This window comes from Streptomyces sp. NPDC045431 (assembly GCF_040646655.1).
GTDB lineage: Bacteria > Actinomycetota > Actinomycetes > Streptomycetales > Streptomycetaceae > Streptomyces.
Window position 1 is genome coordinate 63499 of the sequence record NZ_JBEZAQ010000021.1, and the last position, 25344, is coordinate 88842.

The 25344-nt window shown below is 73.7% G+C and carries 19 protein-coding genes; 10 read left to right on the top strand and 9 right to left on the bottom strand.

Translation table 11 applies throughout. From position 1 onward, the window contains the following. Positions 1-10: 10 nt before the first annotated feature. The 5 genes from AB0A69_RS29720 to AB0A69_RS29740 are packed head-to-tail and all read left to right on the top strand — an operon-like array spanning position 11 to position 7939. Positions 11-2539, top strand: a complete 2529-nt coding sequence (locus AB0A69_RS29720) for an FAD-dependent oxidoreductase (RefSeq protein WP_361428439.1) — start codon at positions 11-13, stop codon at positions 2537-2539. A gap of 15 nt (positions 2540-2554) precedes the next feature. Further along, on the top strand, positions 2555-3709 hold the full coding sequence (gene solA / locus AB0A69_RS29725; RefSeq protein WP_361428441.1) for an N-methyl-L-tryptophan oxidase: 1155 nt from the start codon (positions 2555-2557) through the stop codon (positions 3707-3709). A 9-nt stretch (positions 3710-3718) separates the two neighbouring features. Further along, positions 3719-4849 (top strand): aromatic ring-hydroxylating dioxygenase subunit alpha, encoded by a 1131-nt coding sequence (locus tag AB0A69_RS29730; protein ID WP_361428443.1) that lies wholly within the window; start codon positions 3719-3721, stop codon positions 4847-4849. Then, on the top strand, positions 4842-6392 hold the full coding sequence (locus tag AB0A69_RS29735) for an amino acid permease (RefSeq protein WP_361428445.1): 1551 nt from the start codon (positions 4842-4844) through the stop codon (positions 6390-6392). The genes AB0A69_RS29730 and AB0A69_RS29735 overlap by 8 nt, the downstream gene beginning before the upstream one ends. Continuing rightward, complete coding sequence (locus AB0A69_RS29740; RefSeq protein WP_361428447.1) at positions 6389-7939, top strand: GMC family oxidoreductase N-terminal domain-containing protein; 1551 nt, start codon at positions 6389-6391, stop codon at positions 7937-7939. The genes AB0A69_RS29735 and AB0A69_RS29740 overlap by 4 nt, the downstream gene beginning before the upstream one ends. Before the next feature lie 63 nt (positions 7940-8002). Here AB0A69_RS29740 and AB0A69_RS29745 read toward each other — a convergent pair whose 3' ends face one another. The 8 genes from AB0A69_RS29745 to AB0A69_RS29780 form a co-directional block, all read right to left on the bottom strand. Beyond that, complete coding sequence (locus tag AB0A69_RS29745; RefSeq protein ID WP_361428449.1) at positions 8003-9379, bottom strand: alpha-lytic protease prodomain-containing protein; 1377 nt, start codon at positions 9377-9379, stop codon at positions 8003-8005. Positions 9380-9466: 87 nt separating this feature from the next. Then, the gene (locus AB0A69_RS29750; RefSeq protein ID WP_361428451.1) at positions 9467-9703 is read right to left on the bottom strand and encodes a hypothetical protein; all 237 of its coding nucleotides are present in this window, start codon (positions 9701-9703) and stop codon (positions 9467-9469) included. Positions 9704-9791: 88 nt separating this feature from the next. After that, positions 9792-12026, bottom strand: coding sequence for a glycosyl hydrolase (locus AB0A69_RS29755; RefSeq protein ID WP_361428452.1), 2235 nt, complete (start codon positions 12024-12026; stop codon positions 9792-9794). A gap of 119 nt (positions 12027-12145) precedes the next feature. Continuing rightward, on the bottom strand, positions 12146-13147 hold the full coding sequence (locus tag AB0A69_RS29760; RefSeq protein WP_361428454.1) for a succinylglutamate desuccinylase/aspartoacylase family protein: 1002 nt from the start codon (positions 13145-13147) through the stop codon (positions 12146-12148). Continuing rightward, entirely contained in the window at positions 13144-13935 is a 792-nt protein-coding gene (locus AB0A69_RS29765) for a dipeptide/oligopeptide/nickel ABC transporter ATP-binding protein (RefSeq protein WP_361428482.1), read from the bottom strand. Before AB0A69_RS29765 ends, AB0A69_RS29760 begins: the two co-directional genes overlap by 4 nt. 5 nt (positions 13936-13940) lie before the next feature. Then, positions 13941-14948 carry an ABC transporter ATP-binding protein gene (locus AB0A69_RS29770; protein WP_361428456.1) on the bottom strand — a complete coding sequence of 336 codons (1008 nt, stop codon included), beginning with the start codon at positions 14946-14948 and terminating at the stop codon, positions 13941-13943. After that, entirely contained in the window at positions 14945-16720 is a 1776-nt protein-coding gene (locus AB0A69_RS29775) for an ABC transporter permease subunit (protein WP_361428458.1), read from the bottom strand. The genes AB0A69_RS29770 and AB0A69_RS29775 overlap by 4 nt, the downstream gene beginning before the upstream one ends. 5 nt (positions 16721-16725) lie before the next feature. Then, positions 16726-18219, bottom strand: a complete 1494-nt coding sequence (locus AB0A69_RS29780; RefSeq protein WP_361428460.1) for an ABC transporter substrate-binding protein — start codon at positions 18217-18219, stop codon at positions 16726-16728. Between the two features lie 188 nt (positions 18220-18407). Here AB0A69_RS29780 and AB0A69_RS29785 point away from each other — a divergent pair, with 188 nt between their 5' ends. The 3 genes from AB0A69_RS29785 to AB0A69_RS29795 all read left to right on the top strand — a co-directional run bounded on the left by AB0A69_RS29785 (position 18408) and on the right by AB0A69_RS29795 (position 21218). Further along, positions 18408-18950 (top strand): hypothetical protein, encoded by a 543-nt coding sequence (locus tag AB0A69_RS29785; protein WP_361428462.1) that lies wholly within the window; start codon positions 18408-18410, stop codon positions 18948-18950. 79 nt (positions 18951-19029) lie between these two features. Beyond that, complete coding sequence (locus AB0A69_RS29790) at positions 19030-19866, top strand: DUF4097 family beta strand repeat-containing protein (protein WP_361428464.1); 837 nt, start codon at positions 19030-19032, stop codon at positions 19864-19866. A gap of 116 nt (positions 19867-19982) precedes the next feature. Then, positions 19983-21218, top strand: a complete 1236-nt coding sequence (locus tag AB0A69_RS29795) for a cytochrome P450 (protein ID WP_361428466.1) — start codon at positions 19983-19985, stop codon at positions 21216-21218. A 108-nt stretch (positions 21219-21326) separates the two neighbouring features. Here the strand turns inward: AB0A69_RS29795 and AB0A69_RS29800 are convergent, their stop codons facing one another. Next, the gene (locus AB0A69_RS29800) at positions 21327-22076 is read right to left on the bottom strand and encodes a lipase (protein WP_361428468.1); all 750 of its coding nucleotides are present in this window, start codon (positions 22074-22076) and stop codon (positions 21327-21329) included. Positions 22077-22311: 235 nt separating this feature from the next. On the opposite strand from AB0A69_RS29800, the gene AB0A69_RS29805 reads away from it, so the two are divergent. After that, positions 22312-23262 (top strand): 3-hydroxyacyl-CoA dehydrogenase family protein, encoded by a 951-nt coding sequence (locus tag AB0A69_RS29805; protein ID WP_361428470.1) that lies wholly within the window; start codon positions 22312-22314, stop codon positions 23260-23262. 71 nt (positions 23263-23333) lie between these two features. Further along, entirely contained in the window at positions 23334-25214 is a 1881-nt protein-coding gene (locus tag AB0A69_RS29810; protein ID WP_361428472.1) for a GAF domain-containing protein, read from the top strand. Positions 25215-25344 lie beyond the last annotated feature (130 nt).

Here is a 25344-nt window from a genome sequence, read left to right on the forward strand (position 1 = left end):
GAGGAGGGGCATGTCCAGCACGTCCCGCACGTCCCGCTCGTCCGCACACGCACCCCCACCCGCACCCGCGCCCGCGCCCGCGCCCGCACCCACACACGCCCGGGCCCGGGCCCAGGCCCGCGCCGCCCCCCGCGTCGTCGTCATCGGCGCCGGCATCGTCGGCTGCTCCCTCGCCGACGAACTGACCGCCCGCGGCTGGACCGACGTCACCGTCCTGGAGCAGGGGCCGCTCCCCGCCCCCGGCGGCTCCACCTCCCACGCGCCCGGTCTGGTCTTCCAGACCAACCCGTCCAAGACCCTCACCGAGTTCGCCGCGTACACCGTCCAGAAGTTCGGCGCCCTGGAGGCCGACGGGCTCCCCTGCTTCGACCGGGTCGGCGGCCTGGAGCTGGCCACCACCGAAGAGCGCCTCGCCGACCTGCACCGCAGGGCCGGTCTCGCCGCCTCCTGGGGCGTGCGCGGCGAGGTGGTCCCGGCGTCCCGCTGCAAGGAGCTGTGGCCGCTGCTCGACGAGAGCAAGGTCCTCGGCGGGTTCCACACCCCCGACGACGGACTCGCCCGGGCGGTCCCCGCCTGCCGCGCCCAGATCGCGCGCGCCGAGCGGCGCGGCGCCCGCTTCCTCGACCGGCACACCGTGACCGGCATCGAGCGCGAGAACGGCCGGGTCACCGCGGTCGTCACCGACCGGGGCGCCTTCCCGGCCGACCACGTCGTCTCGGCGGCCGGCTTCTGGGGCCCGGTCATCGGCCGGATGGCGGGCGTCGACGTGCCGCTCCTGCCCCTCGCCCATCAGTACGCGCGGACCCGTCCCCTGCCCGCACTGGCCGGCGCGCGCGCCGAGGCGACCCGGCCGATCCTGCGCTTCCAGGACCGCGACCTGTACGTACGCGAGCACGCGGACCGGCTCGGCATCGGCAGCTACGCGCACCGGCCGATGCCCGTCGACCCCTTCACCGTCCCGGCGTACGACGAGGCGCCCGTCATGCCCTCCTCGTACCCCTTCACCCCCGACGACTTCGCGCCCAGCTGGGCGGACTGCCGGTGGCTGCTGCCCGCCCTCGCGGACAGCGAGGTCGAGGAGGGCTTCAACGGGGTCTTCTCCTTCACGCCCGACGGCATGCCGCTCCTCGGCGAGTCCCGCGCGCTGCGCGGCTTCTGGCTCGCCGAGGCGGTGTGGGTCACGCACGCGGCGGGCGCCGCCAAGGCGGTCGCCGAGTGGATGGTCGACGGGCGGCCCGCGACCGACGTGCACGAATGCGACCTCGGCCGCTTCGAGGCGGCCCAGCGCTCCCCCGCGTACGTCGCGGAACGCGGCGCCCGGCAGTTCGTCGAGGTGTACGACGTCGTCCATCCGCTCCAGCCGGTGGAGCAGCCGCGGCCGTTGCGGGTCAGCCCCTTCCACGCGCGGCAGCGGGAGCTGGGCGCGTACTTCCTGGAGGGCGGCGGCTGGGAGCGCCCGCACTGGTACGAGGCCAACGCCCCGCTCGCCGAAGGCGTGCGCGTACCCCAGCGGGACGCCTGGTCCGCGCGGTACTGGTCGCCGATCGCGGCCGCCGAGGCGCGGGCGACACGCGAGCGGGTCGCGCTGTACGACATGACGCCGCTGCGGCGCCTGGAGGTCTCCGGGCCGGGCGCGCTCGCCTTCCTCCAGCGCATGACCACCAACAACCTCGCCAGGAAGCCGGGCGCGGTGACGTACACGCTGCTCCTGGACGAGACCGGCGGCATCCGCTCCGACCTCACCGTGGCGCGGCTCGCGGAGGACCGGTTCCAGATCGGCGCCAACAGCCCCGCCGACGAGGTCTGGCTGCTGCGGCACGCGCCCGGTGACGTCCACATCCGCGACGTCACCTCCGGCACCTGCTGCATCGGCGTGTGGGGCCCGTTCGCCCGGGAGCTGGTGCAGCCGCTGACCCGCGACGACTTCTCGCACCGGGGCTTCGGCTACTTCCGGGTCAAGCGGACGTACCTCGGGCTCGTACCGGTGACGGCGATGCGGCTGAGTTACGTCGGCGAGCTGGGCTGGGAGCTGTACACCAGCGCCGACCTGGGCCTGCGGCTCTGGGACACCCTGTGGGAGGCCGGGCGGAAGCACGGCGTCATCGCCGCCGGGCGGTCCGCCTTCAACAGCCTGCGCCTGGAGAAGGGCTACCGGGCCTGGGGCGTCGACATGACCGACGAGCACACCCCGTACGAGGCGGGGCTGGGTTTCGCCGTCCGCATGGACAAGGGCGACTTCGTCGGCCGCCAGGCCCTGGAACGGGCGGGCGAGCCGCGCCGCCGGCTCACCGCGCTGCTCCTCGACGACCCGGCGGCCGTCGTCCTCGGCAAGGAGCCGGTGTACGTCGACGGGACCCCGGCCGGATACGTGACGAGCGCCGCGTACGGCTACACCCTCGGCCGCTGCGTCGCGTACGCCTGGCTGCCGCCGCTCGCGACGGGTACCGCCGTGCACGTGGAGTACATCGGCCAGAAGGTGCCGGCGACGGTCGCGGACGAGCCGCTGTTCGACCCGGAGATGAGCCGTATCCGCCGCTGAGGAGGCCGGAGCAACGTGTCACCCACCTATGACGTGATCGTGGTCGGCCTCGGCGGCATGGGCAGCGCCGCCGCGCACCACCTGTCCGCGCGCGGCGCCCGCGTCCTGGGCCTGGAGAAGTTCGGTCCGGTCCACAACCGGGGATCCAGCCACGGCGGTTCGCGCATCACGCGCCAGTCGTACTTCGAGGACCCCGCCTACGTACCGCTGCTGCTGCGCGCGTACGAGCTCTACGAGCGGCTGGAGCGGGACACCGGACGTGACATCGCCACGCTGTGCGGCGGGCTGATGCTGGGCCGCCCCGCGTCGCGTACCGTCGCCGGATCGCGGTTGTCGGCCGAGCGGTGGGGCCTGCCGCACGAGATGCTCGACGCCGAGGAGATCCGCCGCCGCTTCCCGACGCTGACCCCGGCCGACGACGAGGTGGCGCTGTACGAGGCGCGGGCAGGGCTGCTGCGGCCCGAGAACACCGTCGCCGCCCATCTGCAGCTCGCCACCACGGCCGGGGCGGAGCTCCACTACGAGGAGCCGCTGGTGCGCTGGGAGCCGTACCGCGACGGCGTACGCGTCCACACCGCCGAGAACAACTACACGGCCGGTCAGTTGGTGATCTGCCCGGGGGCGTGGGCGCCGGGGCTGCTCGCGGACCTCGGAGTGCCGTTCACCATCGAGCGGCAGGTCATGTACTGGTTCCGGCCGCGCGGTCCGGCCGAACGGTTCCGCCCCGCGCACCATCCGGTCTACATCTGGGAGGACGCGGACGGGGTCCAGATCTACGGCTTCCCGGCCATCGACAGGCCGGAGCTCGGCGCCAAGGTGGCGTTCTTCCGCAAGGGCACCGTCTGCACACCGGAGACCATCGAGCGGACCGTGCGCGACGACGAGACGGCGGCCATGGCCCGGCAGGCGGGCCGTCTCCTGCCCGACCTGCCGGGCCGGTTCCTGAAGGCCGCGACCTGCATGTACTCCAACACGCCCGACGAGCACTTCGTCATCGCGCGCCATCCCCGGCACCCGGAGTCGGTGACGGTCGCCTGCGGGTTCTCCGGACACGGCTTCAAGTTCGTGCCGGTCGTCGGCGAGATCCTGGCCGATCTGGCCCTGACCGGCACCACCGCGCATCCGATCGAGCTCTTCGACCCCCGGCGTCTCAGCGCCGCGCCCGCCTAGGAGGCCGCCGTGACGGCAACACCCCCGCCCCCGAGCCTGATCGCCACGCTCCCCGGCGCCGCCTACACCGACCCCGACGTCTTCCGCCGGGAGCAGGAGCGGATCTTCGAAGCCATGTGGTTCTGCGCGGTGCGCGGCGCGGACCTCGACAAACCGGGCGCCTTCCGCACCGTCCAGGTCGGCCGCGAGAGCGTGCTCGTCACCCGCGACCGGGCGGGCGGGCTGCGCGCCTTCCTCAACATCTGCCGCCACCGGGGCGCGCGCCTCTGCCTGGAGGAGTCCGGCGAGGTGCGCCGGAACCTCCAGTGCCCGTACCACGCATGGACGTACGACCTGGACGGCAGGCTGGTAGCCGCGCCGAACCTGGCGAGGATGCCGGACGTCGACCGGGTCGCGTACGGCCTGGTGGCCGTGCACCTGCGCGAGTGGCTGGGCTACGCCTGGGTGTGCCTGGCGGACGAGGCGCCGTCCTTCGAGGAGACCGTGATGGGGGCGGCGGTGGAGCGGCTGGGCGACGCCGCCTCTCTCGCGCGCTACCGCACCGAGGAGCTCGCGCTCGGCCGCCGCATCACGTACGACGTGAAGGCGAACTGGAAACTGCTCGTCGAGAACTTCATGGAGTGCTACCACTGCGCGACGATCCACCCGGAACTCGTCGACGTGCTCCCGGAGTTCGCGGAGGGGTACGCGGCGCAGTACTACGTCGGCCACGGCGCCGCGTTCGGCGAGGACGTCAAGGGCTTCACGGTCGACGGCAGCGAGGGGTTCGGCAAGCTGCCCGGGGTCGCCCCGGACCAGGACCGGCGGTACTACGCCATCACCGTGAAGCCGACGGTCTTCGTCAACCTGGTCCCGGACCATGTGATCCTGCACCGGATGTTCCCGCTGGCCGAGGACCGCACGGTGGTGGAGTGCGACTGGCTGTACGCGCCCGAGGTCGTGGCCTCCGGCGCGGACGTGTCCACGTCGGTGGAGCTGTTCCACCGGGTGAACCTCCAGGACTTCGAGGCGTGCGAGCGCACCCAGCCGGCGATGGCGTCGCGCGCCTACCGCGCCGGCGGCGTCCTCGTGCCGAGCGAGCACCACATCTCCCTCTTCCACACCTGGCTGCTCGACAGGACGGGAGGATCCGGTGCCTGACGCCCTCACCGGCGGGGCGGACGACGACGCCGCGCTCGCCGAGTTCGGCTACCGTCCGGAACTCAAGCGCACGCTCGGCGGCTTCCACACGTTCGCCGCCGGCATCTCGTACATCTCCATCCTCACCGGCACCTTCCAGCTCTTCTACTTCGGCTATGCGAGCGGCGGGCCCGCCTATTGGTGGTCCTGGCCGATGGTGTTCGCGGGCCAGTTCATGGTGGCGCTGTGCTTCGCCGAGCTCGCGGCCCGCCATCCGGTGGCCGGGTCCGTCTACAACTGGGCCAAGCGGCTGGGCAATCCGCACATCGGCTGGCTCGCCGGGTGGATGATGCTGATCGCCTCCATCGTGTCGATCGCGGCCGTGGCCCTCGCCTACCAGCTGACGCTGCCGCGCATCTCGTCGGCGTTCCAGTTCGTGGGCGACGGGACGGGGACGTACGACGTGGCGGCCAACGCCGTCCTGCTCGCCGCCGTCCTCATCCTCTTCACCACCCTCGTCAACGCCTTCGGCGTGAAGCTGATGGCACGGATCAACACGGCGGGCGTCTTCCTCGAACTGATCGCCACGGTGGTGCTGATCGCGCTGCTCGCGGTCAACGTCGTCCGCGGCCCGCAGGTCGTGACCGAGACGGCGGGGGCCGGGGCGGGGCAGCCCTTCGGCTACCTCGGCGCGTTCCTCGTCGCCTCGCTCGCCTCCGCGTACGTCATGTACGGCTTCGACACGGCCGCGTCGCTGGGCGAGGAGTCGCTCGACCCGTCGCGCAACGCGCCCCGGGCCGTCGTCCGGGCGATCGTCGCCTCCTTCGTGCTGGGTGGGCTGGTGCTGCTGCTGGCGCTGATGAGCGTCAGGAGCCTGCGGGGCGACAGGCTGTCGACGGAGGGGCTGCAGTACGTGGTGCTGGATGTGCTCGGGCCGACGGCCGGCAAGGCGATGCTGTGGTGCGTGCTCGTCGCCGTCACGGTGTGCGCGCTGGCCGTGCACACGGCGGCGGTCCGGCTCGCCTTCGCGATGGCCCGTGACACCAACCTCCCGGCGTCGGCGCGGCTGGCGAAGGTGAGCCCGCGGTTCGGTACGCCGGTGCTGCCGACCGTGCTCATCGGGGTGCTGGCGCTGGCGATCCTGCTCGTCAACATCCGCCAGCCGCAGATCTTCACGGTGGTCACCGGCATCGGCATCGTCATGATCTACGTGGCCTATCTGCTGGTGACGGGGCCCATGCTGGTGGCGCGGCTGCGCGGCCGGTGGCAGCCGGCCGAGGGGAGGTTCTCACTCGGCCGCTGGGGCCTGCCGGTGAACGTCCTGGCCGTGCTGTGGGGCGCGGCGATGACCCTCAACCTGATCTGGCCGCGCGCCGCCGTCTACAACGCGACCGCCCCGTACCACTGGTACCTGCGGTGGGGCGCCGTGCTGTTCGTCGGGGCCATCGCGGCGGGCGGCTTCGCCTACTACTGGTTCGTCCAGCGGCACCGTACGGGCGTCCTGACGGAGCACGCCGCGGCCCCCGCGCCCGTCCCGGCCACGAAGGAGGTCACCCGCTCATGACCGTCCAGGAGTTCGACTACGTCGTCGTCGGCGGCGGTACGGCGGGCAACGTCGTCGCCGCCCGGCTCAGCGAGGACCCGGCCGTCACGGTGTGCGTCCTGGAGGCGGGCCCGAGCGACGTCGGCGACGACGACGTCCTGCGCCTGGAGCGCTGGATGGGCCTGCTGGAGTCGGGCTACGACTGGGACTACCCCGTCGAACCGCAGGAGCACGGCAACGACTTCCTGCGCCACGCCCGCGCCCGGGTGCTCGGCGGCTGCTCCTCGCACAACTCGTGCATCGCCTTCTGGGCCCCGGCGGAGGACCTGGACGGCTGGGCGGCGGCGGGCTGCCGGGGCTGGGGCGCGGCCGACCTGTTCCCGCTCTACCGGCGCCTGGAGAACAACGACGCGCCCGGCGACCACCACGGCCGTACGGGCCCGGTGCGGCTGCGCACCCTCAAGGGCGGAGACCCGTGCGGCACGGCGCTGCTGGAGGCGTGCGCGCAGGCGGGCATCCCGACGACGCCGTTCAACACGGGGCGGACGGTGGTGCGGGGCGCGGGCTGGTTCCAGATCAACGCCGACGAGAACAACATCCGCCAGTCGTCGTCGGTGGCGTATCTGCACCCGGTGATGGGCAAGCGGCCCAACCTGGAGGTACGCACCGGGGTGCGGGCCAAGAGGCTGGTGTTCGAGGGCCACCGCTGCGTCGGCGTCGCCTGTCTGGACCCGGACCTGGTCCACACCCGTACCGTGCGGGCCCGGCGCGAGGTCGTCGTCTCGTGCGGCGCCATCGACTCGCCGAAACTGCTGATGCTGTCGGGCATCGGCCCGGCGGAGCACCTGCGGGAGGTGGGCGTGGACGTGCTGGTCGACGCGCCGGGGGTCGGGGCGAACCTCCAGGACCACCCGGAGGGCGTGATCATGTGGGAGGCGAAGCAGCCGATGCCCGCCACGTCCACGCAGTGGTGGGAGGCGGGCGTCTTCTACGACACGGAACCGGGCCTGGACCGGCCGGACCTGATGTTCCACTACGGTTCGGTGCCCTTCGACCTCCACACCGTCCGGCACGGCTACCCGACCTCCGAGAACGCCTTCTGCCTCACGCCCAATGTGACCCGGGCCCGCTCCCGGGGCACCGTGCGGCTGCGGACCCGCGACTTCCGGGACAAGCCGCGGGTCGACCCCCGCTACTTCACGCACGAGCACGACGTGCGGGTGATGACGTACGGGCTGCGGCTCGCGCGCCGCATCGCCGCCCAGCCGGCGCTGGCGGGGTGGGCGGGCGCCGAGCTGGCGCCGGGCCCGGACGTCCGCCGCGACGACGAGCTGCTCGACTACATCCGCACGACCCACAACACCGTCTACCACCCCGCCTGCACCGTGCGGATGGGCGCGGCGGACGACCCGCTGGCCCCGCTCGACGCCCGGTTGAGGGTGAAGGGCGTGGCGGGGCTGCGGGTCGCGGACGGCTCGGTCATGCCGGACCTGGTGACGGTCAACCCGTGCGTCACGACGATGGCGATCGGCGAGAAGTGCGCGGACCTCCTCAAGGAGGACCGGTGAGGAGGACCGCTGAAGAGGACCACCGAAGACGACCACCGAAGAGGGCCGCCGAAGGCTCCCGCGTCAGGCGCGCTGCCACACCACCGGGGCCGCCGCGGGGTGCCAGCCCGGCTGCGCCTGGTGGGACTGGATGCAGCGGTAGGTGAGGCCGTCGTAGGTGACCTGGTCGCCGGGCGCGTACACCTTGCCGGCGGCCCAGGTGCCGCCCGCCTTGCCGGCCTCGCCCGGCTGGCTGGCGGTCGTCTTCAGCGCCAGCCCGTACGTCTGCAGGATGGGGTTGAGGGGCTGGTGATAGGTGGTGCCGCCCGAGGTGCAGTTCCCGGAGCCGCCGGAGGTCACGCCCTGGGCCTGGCTGCCGGAGACGTACGCGCCGCCCGAGTCACCGGGCTCGGCGCAGACGGTGGTGCGGGTCATGCCGGTGACGGTGCCCTGGGGGTAGGTGACGCTGGTGTTGTGCTGCTCGACGGTGCCGCAGTGCCAGCCGGTGGTGGAGCCCGAGCGGCAGATCGACGCGCCGACGAGGGCCTCGGTGGAGCCCGTCACCTCGACGTTCTTCTCGGCCTCGCCCTTGACGTACGGGGTCGCGGCCCACTCCGCGTTGGTGGCCACCCAGGCCATGTCGCTCTCGGGGAACTTGGAGGCCTTGAAGGCTCCCTGGGCCACCTTGTTGTGCCCCAGGGTCTCGTTCCCCTCCTTGCCGCAGTGCCCGGCGGTGGCGAAGCCGGGCTGCGTGCCGGACATGACGGAGAAGCCGATGGAACAGCGGGCGGCGCCGATGTAGTACGCGTCGCCGCCGCGCAGGTCGTGCGCCAGCGGCTGCGGCCGCTCGGCCGTCGTCCGTACGCGCACCAGGGCGCGGTCCAGGCCGGTGGCGGTGAGGAGCGCCTCCGCCGCGGCCGGTTCGGCGGCCTCCAGCGTCACGGTGTTGGTCCGTACGTCGACGTACCAGACGGGCGCGTCGATCGTCTTGGTGGTCGTGGCGGCCTGGTCCAGCTTGGCCTTGGCGGCTTCGAGCTCGGCGAGCCCGTACCGTACGACCTCGGCCTCGGCACCGCCGGCCTTGATGGTGGGGACGTCGGCGGCGTCGGTGGTGGCGACCGTGACGATGGCGGAGGTGGTGCCGCGGACCCAGGCGCCCGCGAAGCGGGTGCCGAGCGCGGCGCGCAGGCGGCCCGCGATGGCCCCGGCCTCGGCCTCGTTGACGAGGCGCTTCGCGGCCTGGTCGCTGGTGAGACCGAGGTCGCGCTGGAGGGCGCGCAGCACTTCGGGTGAGGGTCTGTCGGCGCCGAGCGTCGCGGCGGCCGACTGCACGGTGGAGGAGGGTCCGGCGGGTGGCGGGGGCGTTTCGGACGCGACCGCGGCGGGCAGCCCGGTCAGCACGAGCGCGCCGGCCGCGACGAGGACGGCGGTGCACGCGGCTGTGGTGTGTCGGTGGAGCATCAGGTGTCACCTCGGTTTCGGTGGGGGAAAGGCCCGATCCGTAGGTGTTGCCGAAAACGCCGCCGGAAATGTCGGTTTGTCGGTTTATTAGGTGGTACGGCAGACGCGGGCCCGCCATGCGGCGTAACCGCCGCGGCCCCGCGGTCCCGGAACGCCCGAGTGGGCCCCGGAGGCGTCGTCCGCCCCGGCGGCGAGACGGTGCTGCAGCTCGATGTGGCGGAACCGGGGGACGGCCCCCGCCTGGCGCAGCACACCGCGCCGCTCGTGCTCGGCCTGCTCGGGTGTCCACCGGCGGGGGTGGCGGAGGCGCGGACGCCCGCGCACCGCTCCTCAGGGGGGATTCTGCGGTGGCGGGCGCACGGCGGGGGCGGCGAACCGCGAGCGGCCCCTCGTACGGGTGATCAGGCACCGGTCAGGGCGTGGTCAGTTCGTAGAAGCCCCTGCCGAAGGTGGCGGCGACGAGCCGGTGGTGGCGGGCGTCGTACTCGATGTCGTCGACCGGGACCTGGGGCATGCCGCGCCCGAGGCGCAGCCAGTGGCCCCGGCCGGAGGGGCTGGTGAACACGCCCTGGTCGGTGCCGATGTAGAGGATGCCGCCGCGGGCGACGACCAGATCGTTGACGGGCGCGGCCGGGAGGTTCCCGGACAGGTTCCGCCAGTGGCGGCCGCCGTCGGTGCTGGCGTACACGTGCGGCAGCGGGGAGCCCGCGCGGTAGCCGGAGTGGGTGGTCCAGACGCGGTCGGGGTCGGCCGGGTCGACGACCACGCGGGTCACCCACGGCCGTCCCTCGGCGAGCTTGGTCCAGGTCGCGCCGAGGTCCCTGGTGACCCAGACGCGGCCGTCGTCGGTGCCCGCGTACACGGTGCGCCCGTCGGTCGCCGGGGCGAGGGAGGTGATGGTGCCGTAGTTGGGGTAGGCGGGGTCGGCGCCGGGACCGCCGGACAGGTCGGGGCTGATGGGGTGCCAGGTCACGCCGCCGTCGGTGGAGCGGTTGACGACCTCGGAGCCGTAGTACAGGATCCGCGGGTCGCGCGGGTCGAAGACGACGGGCGTGAACCAGTTGCGCCGCTTGAAGGCGGTCTTGTCGGCGAAGTAGGTGAGGGTGTCGCCGCCGTCGGTGGAGCGGAAGCAGTTGCCGTACTGGTAGCAGGCGAAGACGTTGTCGCGGTCGGTGGGGTTGATGAGGTTCTCCTCGCCGTCGCCGCCGAGGTACTCGTTGAAGCCGTCGCCGTCCCCGCCCCAGGAGCGCAGCGAGCCGTTGTCCTGGGCGCCGCCGGAGATCCGGGTGACGTCCTGCGGGGTGATGGCGGCGCTGTACAGCTGGGTGTACGGCTCGTGGCGGGCCTTGACCCAGCCGCCGTCGCCGTCGCGGTCGGAGCGGTAGACCCCGCCGTCGTTGCCCAGGTAGACGCGGCCGGGCCGGCGCGGGTCCCACACCATGGCGTGGTGGTCGACGTGGATGCTGGTGTCGTCGCCGGTCCAGGTGGCGCCGCCGTCCCGCGTCGTCATCAGGGCGACCCCGGCCACGTGGACGTGGTCGGGGTCGCGCGGGTCGGCCCACACCTTGCCGAACCACCAGCCGAAGCTGGACTGCGAGGCGGCGAGCGCCTGGTTGTCCGGCGTACGGTTCCAGGTGTCGCCGCCGTCGTCGGAGACGTAGAAGCCCTCGAAGGGGCCGCCGGACTTGTTGACGAGCGCGTAGAGGCGGTCGCCCGCGACGGCGAGGCCGATGCGCCCCACGTCGGGGCCGCGCGCGGGCAGGCCGCCGCCCAGGCGCTGCCAGCTCCGGCCGCCGTCGGTGGAGCGGAAGACGCCCGAGCCCACGCCGCCGTAGGTGCGCAGGTCGGGGCGGCGGCGGTGGTCCCACATCACGGCGTGGAGCCGGTCGCCGTCGACGGCGATCTCGGTGGCGCCGGTGAAGTCGTTCTCCCCGGCGAGGATGCGCTGCCAGGTCTCGCCGGCGTCGTCGGAGCGGTAGACGCCGCGGTCGCCGCCGCCGTTGTAGAGGGAGCCGGCCGCGGCCACGTAGACGCGCCGCGGGTTGGCGGGGTCGATGGTGATGGCGCTGATCGCGCCCGAGTCGCGCAGGCCGATGGGGCGCCAGTGGGCCCCGCCGTCGGTGGAGCGGTACAGCCCCGTGCCCTCGTAGGTGATGCTTCCGCCACCGGGGTTGGGCTCGCCGGTGCCGACGTAGAGGGTGCCGTCGGGGGCGGTGGCGACCGCGCCCATCGCCTGCGTCCAGTCGTCGGGCCACACGGAGTGGAAGCTGCGCCCGGCGTCGGTGGAGCGCCACAGTCCGCCGCTGGCGGCGGCCGCGTACACGGTGTCGGCGCGGGTGGGGTCGAGCGCGAGCGAGACGATCCGGCCGCCGATGTCGGTGGGCCCGACGGCCTTCCAGCGCCCGCCGACCGCGGGCAGTTTCCGTGCCTGCTGGGCGGCGAGGTCGTGGGCGTGGCGCGGCATCGCCTGCCCGGGCAGGGTCTTCTGCTGGTACCGGTACTCCGCCGGCGCGGACGGCCCCCGCACCGGCCGGTACACGTCGGGCGGGCCGGGCGGCGCGGCGGTGGCGGGGGCGGTGCCCGGCGCCGTGAGGACGGCGGCGCCGGCCACCACGGCGAGGACGAACGACAGCAGGCGTCTACGCATGAGCACCCTCTCGTTGGCCACGACCACTTCAAACGGCGACGACGTTACGAGAGGGCGCGTGTGAACAGAAGGGCGCGCGTCGGCCTTTGTGGCACGCGAGGCGTACGGAGGTACGCCGGTTACGGCAACGGGCGGGCGACCGCCGCGAGTTCGGCTCCGGAGGCGACGGTCAGGCCGTGCATGCCGTAGAAGACTCGGCCGGTCGCCGGGGCGGCGACGTCGCTGCCGCGACCGTCGGCCGGGTCGGTGATCCGGCCGATGACCTGGCCCGCCGTGACGTCGTCGCCGGCGGTGAAGGCCGGGTACCACAGCCCGGTGGCGGGTGCGGTGACCGCTCCGGCCCAGACCCATTCCCGTACGGGCGCCGTCCTTGTCGGTGCCGGCCCGTCCAGCGCACCCGCCGCGCGCAGCAGCCCGTACAGGCCGTCGACCAGGCGGTGCGCGGTGGCCGGGTCGCGCTCGCCGAGCCGGCCGGTCTCGACGAGGACGGCCGCGACGCCCCGGCGGGCGGCGGCCGCGTGGCTGTTGCCGCCGCTCGTGTCCCGGCCGAGGATCACGTCCTCGACGCCGAGGGCGCGGGCCAGCGCGCGGGTCCTCGCGTCGAGGCCCGGCTCGCCGGTGAGCCGGTAGCCGACGAAGTCGCGCAGGGTCTCGTCGATGCCGCCGGAGTGCAGGTCGACGTACACGTCCGCCCCGGTGATCAGGTGCGTGGTGTGCCAGGCCGCCAGCCGCTCGGTGGGGCCGCCCCGCGCGTCGCCGGGGAAGACGCGGTTGATGTTCACGCCGTCGAGCGGGGAGACGCCGAGGCGTCCGTGGTACACGGCCGGCGGATTGGCGACCGGGCAGACGAGCACCTGGCCGGTCACCTCTTCCGGCGCGAGCAGGGCGGCGAGGCGGGCGGCCGCGTCGATCCCGGTGAACTCGCCGCCGTGCATGCCCGCCGTGATCACCACCCGGGGCCCGGGGCGCGCGCCGTTGACCAGGGTCACCGGGATGTCCGCGGTCACCGCGGCGAGGTCCGCCGGCACGAGGCCACGGGCCTTGGTGCCGGGCTGGGCGCGCAGCGGGCCGAGGGCCCAGACCGACGGCGTCGGCGGCGGCGGCGATGGTGGCGGTGTCATGGTCGTGCTCCCGGGGAGAGGCGGCGCACGCCGGTCGCCGCGAGCAGCTCCCGTGTGTGCGGGTGGAGGCCGGCCGGCTCGTACAGGGCGGGCGCGGGCACCGTCTCGACGATCCGGCCGTCGTACAGGACCGCCACCCGGTGGGCGCAGTGGCGCACGACGGCCAGGTCGTGGCTGATGAGGAGGTACGCCAGCCCCAGCCGGTCCTGGAGGTCGGTGAGGAGGTTCAGGATCCCCGCCTGTACGGACGGGTCGAGCGCGGACAGCGGCTCGTCGAGCACGAGCAGGCGCGGCTCGCTCGCCAGCGCGCGGGCGATGCCGACGCGTTGGCACTGGCCGCCGGACAGCTCGTGCGGCAGCCGGTCGCCGAGCCGGGGGTCGAGGCCCACGGTCTCCAGCAGTTCGGCCACCCGGCGCGGGCCGGTCCCGGCCTCCCACCGCCCCTGCACGCGCAGCGGTTCGGCCACCGCGTCCCGCACGCGCAGGCGTGGGCTCAGCGAGCCGTACGGGTCCTGGAACACCGGCTGGAACGCGGGGCGCAGGGGCCGCAGGGCGGACTCGTCGAGCGCGGTCAGTTCGCGCCCGTCGAACCACACCTCGCCGCCGTCGGGCCGGCGCAGCATGAGGACCGCGGCCGCCGTGCTGGACTTCCCGGAGCCCGAGGCGCCGATCAGCGCCAGGGTCTCCCCGGCGGCCACGTCGAAGGAGACCCGGTCGACCGCGAGCACCGGCGCGGACCGCCGCGTACGCCCGGGGTGCCGGACGGTCAGGTCCCGTACCGTCAGCAAGGCGCTCACGCGGCACCGCTCCCCGACACGTCCGGCAGGTCCTTCTCTTGGTGACAGGAGACAAGGTGCCCGGCCCCGTCGACGGCGACCGGCTCCGGTGCGTGCGTACGGCACCGCTCGTGCCCCGCCGCCGACGGGCAGCGCGGGGCGAAGGCGCACCCGGTGAGCCGCGAGAGCTCCAGCGGTGTGGGCGGGGCGCCGCCGATGGAGGGGAGCCCGCGGTCCGCGACCGGTTCGTCGGGGGGCAGGGAGGCGATCAGCCCGGCGGTGTAGGGGGCGCGCGGTCGCGTGAGCACCCGCTCGACCGGGCCGGACTCGACGGACCGTCCGGCGTACATCACCAGGACGCGGTCGGCGTGCGCGGCGACCACGGAGAGGTCGTGCGTGACCAGCACCATCGCCGCGCCGGTCGCCTCGCGCAGCGACGCCAGGACGCCGAGGACCCGTTCCCGTACGGCCGGGTCGAGTGCGGTGGTCGGCTCGTCGGCGACGACCAGCTCCGGTTCGTTGATCATCGCCATGGCGATGACGGCACGCTGGCGCATCCCGCCGGAGAACTCGTGCGGGTACGCCTTCGCCCGCCGGGCCGCGTCCGGGATGCCCACCCGGTCCAGGGCGGCGACCGCCGCGGCCCGCGCCCGCCTCCGGTCGAGCCCGCGCACCGAGCGCACGGCGGCGGCCAGTTGGTCGCCGACGGTGTGGACGGGGCTGAGCGCCGCGAGCGCGTCCTGCGGTACGAGGGCGATGTGCCGGCCCCGGAGTCCGGCGTACAGCGACCGCGGCGCGCCGAGGAGCTCCCGGTCGCGCAGCCGGACGCTGCCGGTGGTCCGCGCCGGGTGCGGTGCCATGCCGAGCAGGGTGCGGGCGGTGAGGGACTTGCCGGCCCCCGACTCGCCGACCAGGGCGAGGACTTCGCCCTCCCGCACGTCGAAGGACACCCCGCGGACGGCGGTCAGGGCGGGGAACTCCACGCGCAGGTCGCGTACGGAGAGCAGCACGGGCCGGCCGGTCATGCCGCCACCTCCGCGCGTCGCCGGGCCGTGGTCGTGGACGAGCCGGTGGCGGAGGAGCCGGTGACGGAAGAGAGCGAGGAGAGCGACACCGCGAAGCCGGCCAGCAGGGCCAGGGCGCCCGCCGGGGCGAGGGCCGCCCAGGGGGCCCGCTCGACGTACGCCCGCGACTCGTCGAGGAGCAGCCCCCATTCGGGCGCGGGCGCCTGGGCGCCGAGGCCGAGGAAGCCGAGCGAGGCGAGGGCCAGCGCGATCCCCGGCAGGCGCAGCACCGCGTGGCGGGCCACGGGCCCGGCCACGGCGGGCAGGACGTGCCGGGTGAGGATCCAGCGAGGCGTGGCGCCGATGGCCTTCTGGGCGGTGAGGTATCCGGCCGCCCGGACCTCCTCGACGAGGGCGGAGGCGTGCGCGGCCAGCGGTGGCCAGGAGATCAGCGCGACGGCGACGGAGGCCCCGGCCGTGCCGGGGCCGAGGGCCGCGGCGACGAGGATGCCGACGATGACCGGCGGCAGGGCGTTGGCGATGTCGGCCACCCCGGCGGAGAGGGCCGGCAGGAAGCCGATGGCGACGGCGAAGAGGTAGCTGAGCAGGCACACCGCGACGGCCACGCCGACGGTCGCCGTCGCGCCGTGCCCGAGCCGGGCGAGCACGTCCCGGCCGAGCCCGTCGGTGCCGAGCGGATGCGCCCGGGAGGGGGCGAGGAGCCGCGCCGTGACGTCGACGGCGTACGGGTCGCGCGTGAGGCCCCATCCGACGACCGCCAGCAGGATCCCCGCGAGGACCACGGGTACGGCCCGCGCGGCCCGGCCCGCCGGGGCCCGCGGCGGGGCAGGCAGGGCGAGGGCGGCGTCCCGCAGGCCGGGCCCGAGGAGCCGTACGCGTACGAGATGGGCGAGGGCGCCCGCCGCGAGGCCGAGCAGGAGCAGGGCGAGGACGGCGCCCTGGAGGAGCGGCAGGTCCTGGGCCTTGGCGGCGCCGAGGGCGGTGCGGCCGATGCCGGGCACCGCGAAGACGGTCTCCACGGTGACCGCGCCGCCGGTGAGCCCGACCGCGACCAGGCCGAACTGCGGAGCGAGGGCGGGCACGGCCCGGCGCAGCGCCGCGCACGCCAGGCGCCACGGGGAGACGCCCGACGCCCGCCACAGCTCGACCCAGCGCTCGCCGAACACGGCGGGCAGGGCGTCGTCCACGAGCCGGCCGAGCAGACCGCCGGCGGGCAGTCCCATGGCGAGCGCGGGCAGCACCATGGACGACGGGCCCTGCCAGCCGGACGTCGGCAGCAGGCCCGTCCAGACGCCGAGGACGATCAGGCCGACCGTCGCCAACAGGAACTCGGGCACGGAGGCGAGCATCGCCGCGGCCGCTCCCCCGGTGCCGGAACGGGTGCCGGAGCCGCGCCGCGCTCCGCGTACCACGGTTCCCGTGCAGAGCGCGGCCGCGACCAGCAGCGCCACAGCCAGCGACGCGCCCATCAGCCCCAGCGACACGCCGAGTCCGGAGGCGACCGACGGCAGCACCTCGGTGCCGGAGACCCACGAGGTACCGAGGTCGCCGCGGAGCAGCCCGCCCGCCCAGCGCCCGAGCAGGGTCAGTGGCCCCGAGCCGAGGCCCAGGTCGTCGCGGATGGCGGCCAACGCCTCCGCGGTCGGCTCCTGTTCGGCGGAGCGGGCGCGCAGCACGCTGAGGGCCGCGTCCCGGCCGGACAGCCAGGGCAGCAGCCCGAGGGCGGCGAGGACGGCGGCGAGCGCGGTTCCGCGGGCGAAGGCGGTCTTCACGCCGCTCACCTGACGTGTGTGGCGGCGGTGACCAGCAGACGCTCGCGCGGGTCCTTCGCCGAGTCCACGACGTGCGGGGCGTCGCCCTGGACGACCCGCTCGTGGAGCATCGGGATCGCCGCGTCGGTGTTCAGGATCGCGGTCTCGGCGGCCAGGATCGCGGTGCGGCGCGCGGCGCCGGCGGGCGCCTTCGCCGCCTTCTCCAGCGCCTTGTCGACGCTCGGGTCGGCGAGCTGGGAGAGGTTGAAGGAGCCGTCGCTCGCGAAGTCGCTGTAGAGGTACGCGGCGGGATCGCCGGAGTCGAGGACGGTCGCCCGGGACAGGACGAAGGCGTCGAACTTCCCGGCGAGGGCGTCGGATTCGATGGCGGCGTACTCGCGTATCTCCAGCTTCACCGTGAAACCGGCCTTCTGGAGCTGCTGCTGGAGCGCGGCGGCCACCTCGGGGAGCTCGGCGCGGTCGGTAAAGGTGCCGAGGGTGACGGTCCTGCCCGCCGGGTCGGCCGGCTTGGCGGGCCGGGTGCGGCCGGCGCGCTCCTTCGCCCAGGGGATGGCGGGGCCGAGGAGGCCCTCGGCGACGTCGGCGCGGCCCTCGTACACGCCGTCGACCAGGGGCTTGGCGTCGATCGCCGTACGGGCGGCGGCGCGCAGCGCGGGGTCGGCGAAGACACCGCGGCGGGTGTTGAGGTACAGCGTGTTGGTGCGCGGCATGGGCACCTCGGTGATCTGCTCCTCGTCGAGCAGGGCCGCCTGCGAGACCGGTACGGACTCGACGATGTCGGCCTCACCGCTGCGCAGCGCGGCGGCGCGGGCGGTGCCGTCCGGTACGAACCGCACGTCGATGCCCGCCGCCTTCGGCTTGCCGCCCCAGTAGGCGTCGTTGCGGTCCAGGGTGGCGGAGCTGGTGCCGTTCACGCGCTTCAGGACGAACGCGCCGGTGCCGGCGCCGACCGGATCGACCGTCCTGCCCCGGTACGCCGTGGCCGCGAGGATCGACAGCTGCGGTGAGGAGAGCCGCTGCGGGAGCAGCGGGTCCGCCACGGCGGTGGTGACCGTGACGGTGTCGCCCTCGGCGGTGACAGTCAGGTCGACGCCGTCGAGGATGCGCGGCTTCGGCGCGGCCTGGGAGGCCTTGGTGAGCGAGCGCACCACGTCCTCGGCGGTGAGGGGGCTGCCGTCGTGGAAGGTCACACCGGGGCGGACGGTGAAGGACCAGGCCCGGTCGCCCGCCCGCCGCCACGCGGCGGCGAGGGCGGGGCGCGGGTCACCGTTGGTGTCGAGGGTGACCAGGGTCTCGGCGGTGCTCCACCGCGACAGCTTGAAGGCGTCGTCGCTGAGCGGCGAGAGCCCGGAGCGCGGCGGTTGCATCATCACCACGCGGAGGCGCTTGTCCCCGTCGGTGGGACCGCCGGGTGCGGCGCCGGGTGCGAAGCAACCGGTCAGGAGCAGGGCGGAACCGATCGCCACGGAGAGGAGGGGCAGGGGCTTACGGGTGTACACGGGGCTTTTCCATCTCCGTCGGACCGGGTGACGTACAGAGCCGGACCGTAGCAGATGATAATCATATTCAACTACTCGGAGTTCGCCGAACGAAAACGCGCCACCGTGGCGCCGTTTTGGCGCCACATGCCTCCTTGTGGCGCCACCACCGCTTCCCATGGCGCCACAGTGGTGCCACTATGGTTCCCATGGACCTGACCCCCTACGTCGACCACCTCCGCCGTGAGCTCGCGGTCGCCGCGAACGCCGGCGGGGACGAGGCCCGCGCCCTGGCCGAGCGGCTCACCGCGCCCCTGGAGTCGGCCGCCCGGCTGACGCTGCTCAACGCGCTGTCCGCCGCCTCGGACGAGATCACACGGGAGCTGGCACCGGGCTCGGTCGACGTCCGCCTGCGGGGGCTGGAACCCGAGTTCGTGGTGACCGCGCCGCCCACCGCCGGGTCCCCCGAGGAGGAGGCGCCTGCCATGGCGGCACCCATGGCGCCACCGGTGGCGCCACCGGCTCCCTCCCCGGCGGACAGCGAGGAAGGGGCGGGCACGGCCCGGATCAACTTCCGGCTCCCGGCGCCGCTGAAGGCACGGGTCGAGGAGGCGGCCGGCCGGGAGGGCCTGTCCGTCAACGCCTGGCTCGTACGGGCCGTGGCCCTCGCCCTCGAACCGGGCGGCGGACCGGACCGGCCGGCCGCCCGTACGCCGCGTCACGGCCAGAGCTACCGGGGCTGGGTCCGCTAGCCGGAGTCCCCGCTTCGCACATCACTCCTCCCGCGCCACCTGCGCACACACCTTCCAGAGTCAAGAGGACGGACCAGCCATGCCTTCTTACGACACCGCCGGGCCCATCACGGCGGTCCTCGAGTTCGAAGTCGGCGAGGTGCGGCTCACCGCGGGCAAGCGCGGGGACACGGTCGTCGAGGTGCTGCCGAGCAACGGCGCCGACGACGCCGACGTACGGGCCGCGCAGCAGACGAAGGTCGCGTACGCCGACGGCACCCTCACCCTGAAGGGGCCCAAGAAGCGCTCGCTGTTCGGCAGGAGCGGCTCGATCGACGTCATCATCGAGCTCCCCGCCGGCTCGCACCTCCGCGCCACCTCCCCCATGGGCGACTACACCGGTGAGGGACCGCTCGGCGAGTGCCGCATCAAGACCTCGCTCGGCGACATCCGGCTCGACGAGGCGTCCACCGTGAACCTGCGGACCGAGCACGGGCACATCCGCGTCGACCGGGCCGTGGGCGATGCCGACGTCCGCGGGGCCGGCCGGGTCGACTTCGGCGAGATCGTGGGTGCGGCGACCATCAGGAACGGCAACGGCGAGACCGAGATCGATGAGATCACCGGCGAGTTGAAGGTCAATTCCTCCAACGGCCGCATCACCGTGGGCACCGCGCACGCCTCGGTCGCGGCCAAGTCCGCCAACGGCACGATCAGCGTGCGGCAGGTGGCGCGCGGCGTGATCGACCTGCACACCGCCGTCGGCGACGTGGAGGTCGGCATCCGCGAGTCCACGGCGGCCTGGCTGGACGTCGGCTGCAAGCTCGGCACGGTCCGCAACGAGCTCGGCGCCGCCGAAGGGCCCGACGCCGCCGAGGAGACCGTCGAGATCCATGCCCGCACCGGCATCGGCGACATCGTCATCCGCCGCGCCTGACCTCCCGCAGGAACAACCTCTCAGCGCGGTGCGCCTCCGGGTCGTACCGCCGAGCGGTGAGTACCACTCCACGCACCGTCACACCGTCACACCGTCACCGTCATGGAGGACACACCATGCAGCACGAACCGTCGGCCCGCCCCGTCGCCACGGACGCCGCCGAGCCCGTCACCTTAGCCACGCAGCGCGCCACCGGCTGCCCGTTCGACCCGCCCGCCGGTCTCGCGAAGGTGCGCGAGGAACGGCCCCTGGCCCGGATGACCTACCCCGACGGACACGTCGGCTGGCTCGCCACCGGATACTCCACGGTCCGCGCGATCATGGGCGACCCACGCTTCAGCTCGCGGTACGAGCTGCTGCACTACCCCTTCCCCGGTGGGCCGGAGGGCCCTCTGCAACCTGCCCCGGTCGGCGACATGACGGGCATGGACGCCCCCGAGCACACCCGCTTCCGACGGCTGCTGACGGGCAAGTTCACCGTCCGCCGGATGCGCCTGCTCACCGAACGGGTGGAGGAGATCACCGCCGAGCAGCTGGACGCGATGGAGCGCCGGGGGCCGGGCCTCGACCTGGTCGAGATGTACGCCCAGCCCATCCCGGCGCTGATGATCTGCGAGCTCCTCGGTGTGCCCTACGCCGACCGGGGGCGCTTCCAGCGGCACGCCCACACGCTCATGACCCAGGACGTGACGCCCGAGGAACGGTACGCCGCGTTCGTCGGACTCCAGGAGTACATGGCCGAGTTGGTGGCCGCCAAGCGCGCCGCACCCTCCGACGACCTGCTCGGCGACCTGGCGAAGGACTCCGACCTCACCGACGAGGAGCTGGTCGGCATCGGGGGCTTCCTCCTCGCCGCCGGGCTCGACACCACCGCCAACATGATCGCGCACGGCACGTTCGCCCTGCTCACCAACCCGGCCCAGGCCGAAGCCCTGCGCGGCGACCCCGATCTCGCCCCGAAGGCCGTCGAAGAGCTGATGCGCTACCTGACGGTCGCCCACACCACCATGAAGTCCGCGCTGGAGGACGTCGAGCTGGACGGCGTCACGATAGCGGCCGGCGAGAGCATCACCCTCTCCCTCCAGGCCGCCAACCGCGACCCGGAGCGGTTCCCCGACCCCGACGTCCTCGACCTGCGCCGCGCGGCCACGGGGCACCTGGGCTTCGGACACGGCATCCACCAGTGCCTGGGCCAGCAACTGGCCCGCGTCGAACTGACGGTGGCCCTGCCCTCGCTGCTGAGGCGGTTCCCCACCCTGCGGCTCGACGTGCCGGCAGAGGAAGTACCGCTGCGCACCGACATGAACATCTACGGCGTACACCGGCTGCCGGTCACCTGGGACGCGTCCTGACCGGACCCCGAGCGGCGGCCCGGTACGCCGTGCCATGCCGGCGCGCACGCCACCGCGGCCCGGTCGGGATCGCGGTGGCGTGCGTGGTGACGGTGACGGTGGCAAGCGTCAGGTTGTTTCGTGCGCGGTGATGAAGGAGCGCATCTTCGCCAGGGCCGTGCTGTTGGTGATGATCGTGAAGTGGCTGGGTGCCATCGGGCCGCTCATCAGGTAGTTCTCGTCGGCGCCGGCGAGCATGGCGGTGTTGGTCGGTACGGCGTTGTAGTCGGCGGTCGACCGGATCGTGAGGTAGTCGACCTTGTCGCTGAAGGGGACCTCCGTCGGCGAGTTGAGCGCCTTCAGGAACGGTGTGTCGGGGGACGCGAACTGCTGGCAGGAGACGTACCACTGGCAGCCGTTGTTGGTGGTGCCGTGCTGCGGTCCGGCGAAGCCGATGTACTGGGAGACCTTGTCGGCACCGCCGAGGTTCTTGATGTAGTACCGGGCCGCCAGGGTGGAGGCCGACCAGGTGGCCAGGACGACCCTGGAGGCGCCGGTCTGGCTGCGGACCTGGTCGACCTTGACCGAGAGCTCCTGGGCGGCCTTGGCCAGGTCCTGCGTCATCCGGCTGCTGTCGGTCCAGGTGAACAGCCGTCCCGCCGGCCAGCCGTGGGCCTGGAGGTTCGACTTCATGGTGTCCATGCTGGACGGCTGGCCGGTCATCCCGGGGATCATGATCACCGGGTCGTGCCCGGCGGCCACGGCGGCCTCGGTACGCGGGGCCGCCGTGGACGTCTGGGACGCCAGCCCCAGCAGGCCGGTGGTCAGTACGGCCGCGAGCGCGGCGGTCAGCGTCCGCCGGACGGAGTGGAACGACATGGGTGCCTCCTTGCCCGTCGTACGGTGCGCCGGGAGCGGACTGCGGCTCGCCGCCCGGCGGTCGTCGACGGGGATGTGGGGTGTGGATGGGGAGCACCGTAGAACCGCGTCACTCGGCGGCTTGATGGGAGCGGTGCACATAGTTCCGCCGCGTATGTGTCCACCGTGACCATTACGGAGCCGAATGCGCGCTGCGAGCGTGCTGCGCACATATCCGGCTTCGGGAGGGTGGGAAATGATCCGGTTCGGCATCGTCGGCGGTGGCCTGATGGGGCACGGGATCGCCGTCGCTCTGGCCCGCGCGGGCTTCGGTGTGGCCGTCCACGACGCGGATCCCGCGACGCTGGCCGATCTGGGTGAGCGGGTCGGGCAGGCGCTCCAGCGCTGCGGCACGGCGGTGGAAGAGCGCGCGACGGTGGCGGAGCGGATCACCGCGGCCGCGACGCTCACGGAGCTCGCGCGGAGCTCGGACATCGTGGTGGAGGCCGTCCCCGAGCGCCTGGAGGTCAAGCACCAGGTGCTGGCCGCGCTGGAGGAGCGGGTCGGCGACGTGACGCCGATATGGTCCAACACCTCGGTCCTGCCGCTCACGGAGGTGGCCAAGGGGATGCGGCACCCGCGGCGGCTGGTCGGAGTGCACTGGTGGAACCCGCCGTACGTCATCCCGCTGGTCGAGGTCGCGCCGGGGGCGGAGACGGACCACCGGTTCGTGGAGGAGGCGTGCGAGGTGCTGAACGGACTGGGCAAGACGACGGTACGCCTCCAGCGGGACGTCCCCGGATTCGTCGGGAACCGGCTGCAGTTCGCGCTCGTACGCGAGGCGTTGCACCTCCTGGAACAGGGCGTGTGCGACGCGGTGACCATCGACACCGTCATGCGGTCGAGCCTCGCCCTGCGCTGGCCTGCCGTGGGCCCCATGGAGAACGCCGACTTCATCGGGCTGGAGCTGACCCGGTCCATCCTCCGAAGCCTCAGCCCCCACCTGTCGGCACGGACGGGCGACTTCCCCGTCCTCGACGAGCTCCTCCGCGCCGGCCACGGAGGCCGCGCCTCCGGAGCGGGGCTGCTGCCCTGGCCGGAGGGACGGAGCGAGGAGGTCGCACGACGCCTGGAGGCCGGAATCCGCCACAACCTCGCTGCCTCGCAGCACGGTCCGGCAGGGGTCCGGCGGGCGGCGAAGCGGTGATAATCCCCAGCGGGGCCCGGCACACCCCGCTGCGGCCCGGGGACGTGACGGGCATGTCCGACGGAGGAGCCATGGCACGGACGTACGGCGGCGTGTTCCTGGAACTGCTGCTGGGGGAAGCCGACATCAGCGCGTTCGACGACGTGCTGGCGGCGGCCCGGGCCGCCGGTGAACCGGCCGGCCGTCTCGCGGAGCTGGAGGAGGAGCGCGCGCTCGCGCTGCGGCTGCGCGAGCGGCAGCTGCGGCACCGCCGCAACGAGGCGGAGCTCCAGCTCCTCAACGACACCGCCAACGACCTGGCCTCGCTTCGCGACCTCGACTCCATCCTCCAGGCCATCTCCGATCGCGCACGGCGCCTGCTGGAATGCGACCTCGCCTACATCAGCCTCAGCGACCGCGGCAGGGGGGACAGCTACATCAAGGCGGCGGCGGGCAACATCTCCGGCCGGCTGCGCGAGCTGCGGCTGCCGGTCGGCAGCGGAGTCGGCGGCATCGTCGCGCGGACCGGCGAGCCGTACGCCGTCACCTCGTACCTCTCCGACGACTCCTTCGCCCATACCGCCGAGATCGACCGTACGGTCGCGGCCGAGCGGATCGAGTCCCTGCTGGGCGTACCGGTGAAGCTCAACCAGGAGGTGATCGGGGTCCTGCTCGCCGCACACCGCAGCCGCCGGGGGTTCGGCAGCCGCGACATCAGCGTGCTGATGATGCTCGGTTCGCACGCGGCGGTGGCCATCGAGAACGCCCGTCTACTGAGCGCCGCCCAGGCGGCCGTCGCCGAGCTGCGGATCGCCAACGACACGATCAGCGCCCACATGGCCGACCTGGAGCGCACCGCCGACGTCCACGAACGCCTGACGCGCCTCGTCATCCAGGGCAAGGGGGTGGACGAGGTGGCGCAGGCGACGGCGACCTCGCTGTCCGGCACGGTCGTCGTCCTCGACGAGGACGGCGACATCGCGGCCCGGTCCCGCGGCCCGGGGTCGATACCGGTGGACGAGCTGCGGGCCATCGGCGCGGACGCCTGGCAGGCCGGAGGCACGGTGGTCCGGGGCGCCCGGTGCGCCGTCCCCCTGATCACCGAGTCCGAGCCCCTGGGCACCATCGTCCTCGCCGGGACGGCGACGGAGATCGGCACGATCGACCGCCGCATCCTGGAGCGGGCCGCGCTGGTCGCCTCGCTCGTGCTCGTCACCCGCAGACGCATGGCCGAGGCGGAGGCCCGGGTGCGCGGCGAGCTGCTGGCCGACCTGCTGGCGGCGCACCCCAAGGACCACGACCTCCTCCGGCACCGCGCGGCCCTGATCGACGTCGACCTCGACGCCTGCCGGATCGTGGTGGTGGCCCGGCTGGACGACGAACCGCGGGAGCGGGTCTACGCCTCCACCGCGGCCTTCGCCCGGCGCCGCCGCGGACTGGCGACGCTCCGGCGCGACACCGTGATCCTGCTGCTGCCCGGCGACGACCCCCTGGAGGTGGCGCGCGCCGCAGCCCGCGAGCTGACGCGGACGTGCCGACGCCCCGTCACCGCCGGCACCGCCCGCGCCGGGGACATCGCCGGCCTCCCCGCGGCCTACCGGGAGGCGGACGAGTGCCTGCGGGCGCTGCTCGCCCTGGGCAGGACGGGGGAGATCGCGGACACCCGCGGTCTCGGCTTCGTCGGCGCCCTGTTCAGCGGCCGGCCGGCCGTCGCGTCCTTCATCGACTCCGTCATCGGCCCGGTGATCGCGTACGACCGCGGCCACCGCTCGGAGCTGGTGCGCACGCTCGACGCGTACTGCCGCAGCGGCCAACACGCCAGGAACACCGCAGGCATGCTGCACGTCCACGTCAACACCGTCGCGCAACGCCTCGCCCGCGTCAGCCGGCTCCTCGGTGACGGCTGGCGGGAGCCGGAGAGGCTGCTGGAGATCCAGGTCGCCCTCCGGCTGCTGAGAGTCAGCAAGTCCTAGGTCGTGTCCGCAAAGTCCCGTCTGCCTGGCGGCGTCTGGCACGCACGCTCGCCGCGTTGTCGTCAGTCGCCAATGCTCCGCAGTGGCTCCATCCTCCGCCTTGCGATCGCACGCACCAGACGCCGCCAGG